We start from the raw sequence: 1530 nt of genomic DNA, 5'->3' as shown, positions 1-1530 counted from the left end.
TAAGGAGGTCAGTTTTTAAATGGCAAAATACAAAACAGAATTTAAGATTAAAGTAGTAAAAGAATATCTTGAAGGAAATGTAAGTTACAAAGACTTAGCGAAAAAATACTCCATACCAGATAAACATATCGTTAGAACTTGGGTTAATGCTTATGAATCTCAAGGCTATGAAGGACTAAAAGTATCAAGAAAAAATAATAACTACTCTTTAGACTTAAAACTAAATGTAGTAGACTTGTATTTAACAGGAGAAATGTCCTATCAAAGCCTAGCAAATGAACTTAAAATCAGTAATCCATCCATGATAGCTAGATGGGTAAAAGAATTTAGAGACGAAGGCATAGAAGGACTGAAACCAAAAAAGAGAGGAAGACCTTCAAATATGCCAAATACAGATAAAAATAAAGATTTAAAAAACAAACATAATAAAACAAAAAAAGAATTGAGTGAATTAGAAAAACTAAGAAAAGAAAACTACTATCTTCAAATGGAAGTAGAAATTCTAAAAAAAAAGATTCAATTCTCTCAAATGACAGAAACAGAAATAGACGAATATCTAAGGTCATTAGATCATTAAGAGATAAATTCAAACTAAAGGATCTTTTAGAATACTTTAACTTTCCAAAATCAAGCTACATGTATTGGCAACAACGCTTAGACATACCAAACAAAGATGAGCAAGTAGAGAAGAAAATACTAGAGATTAGAAAAGGTAATCCAAACTATGGATACAGAAGAATAACAGCAATGTTAAAGAAAACAGGACTTTTGATAAATAAAAAGAAAGTTCAAAGACTAGTACAAAAGCTAAAACTTCAAGTAACAAGCTTCTCAAGGAAAACAAGAAAATACTCATCATACAAAGGAACAATAGGTAGAGTAGCAGACAATAAAATAAATAGAAACTTTAAAGTAGAAAAAGCCTACACATATATAACAACAGATACAACAGAATTTAAGTATCTAGAAAAAGATACAAAAGACAACTATCAAGTAAAAAAACTTTATCTAAATCCATATTTAGATATGTATAATGGTGAAATAATATCCTATGAGATATCAAAACAACCAACACTAGAACCAATACTAAAAGCCTTAGACAAAGCAATAGAAATAACAAGCACTAACAAGAATAAGAGGATCTTTCATTCAGACCAAGGATGGGCTTATCAAATAAAACAATATACATCAAGACTTGAAAAAGAAGGGATAACCCAATCGATGTCAAGAAAGGGAAATTGCCTAGATAACTCCCCAATGGAAAACTTCTTCGGGATACTTAAACAAGAAATCTACTATGGCAAAAAATTCTATTCATATGAAGAATTAAAAGAAACAATAGAAGAGTATATAGAATATTACAATAAAGACAGAATAAAAGAAAAATTAGGATATTTAAGTCCAGTGGAATATAGAAAGTTAAACGCAGCATAAAAAATTTTCCACCCCTAGGGGTGGAAAGCAATAAAATAATACCAGAACTAGTAAACTACCAGTCCTGGTATTAGGTCCAACTTTATGGGGTCACCA

Annotated in this window: 2 protein-coding genes; both read left to right on the top strand. The window is 29.7% G+C overall.

Features of this window, described 5'->3' with window-relative positions:
• Nucleotides 1–19 precede the first annotated feature (19 nt).
• Entirely contained in the window at nt 20–577 is a 558-nt protein-coding gene (locus tag HMPREF1864_RS00545) for a helix-turn-helix domain-containing protein (RefSeq protein WP_062570896.1), read from the top strand.
• Nucleotides 520–1434, top strand: coding sequence for an IS3 family transposase (locus HMPREF1864_RS00540; protein WP_369817824.1), 915 nt, complete (start codon nt 520–522; stop codon nt 1432–1434). The genes HMPREF1864_RS00545 and HMPREF1864_RS00540 overlap by 58 nt, the downstream gene beginning before the upstream one ends.
• Nucleotides 1435–1530: the final 96 nt, after the last annotated feature.

The organism is Peptoniphilus sp. DNF00840 (assembly GCF_001553125.1).
In the GTDB taxonomy this organism is placed as follows: domain Bacteria; phylum Bacillota; class Clostridia; order Tissierellales; family Peptoniphilaceae; genus Peptoniphilus_A; species Peptoniphilus_A vaginalis.
Note: the sequence above shows the minus strand (reverse complement) of the source record. Positions and strands in the feature narration are given on the sequence as shown.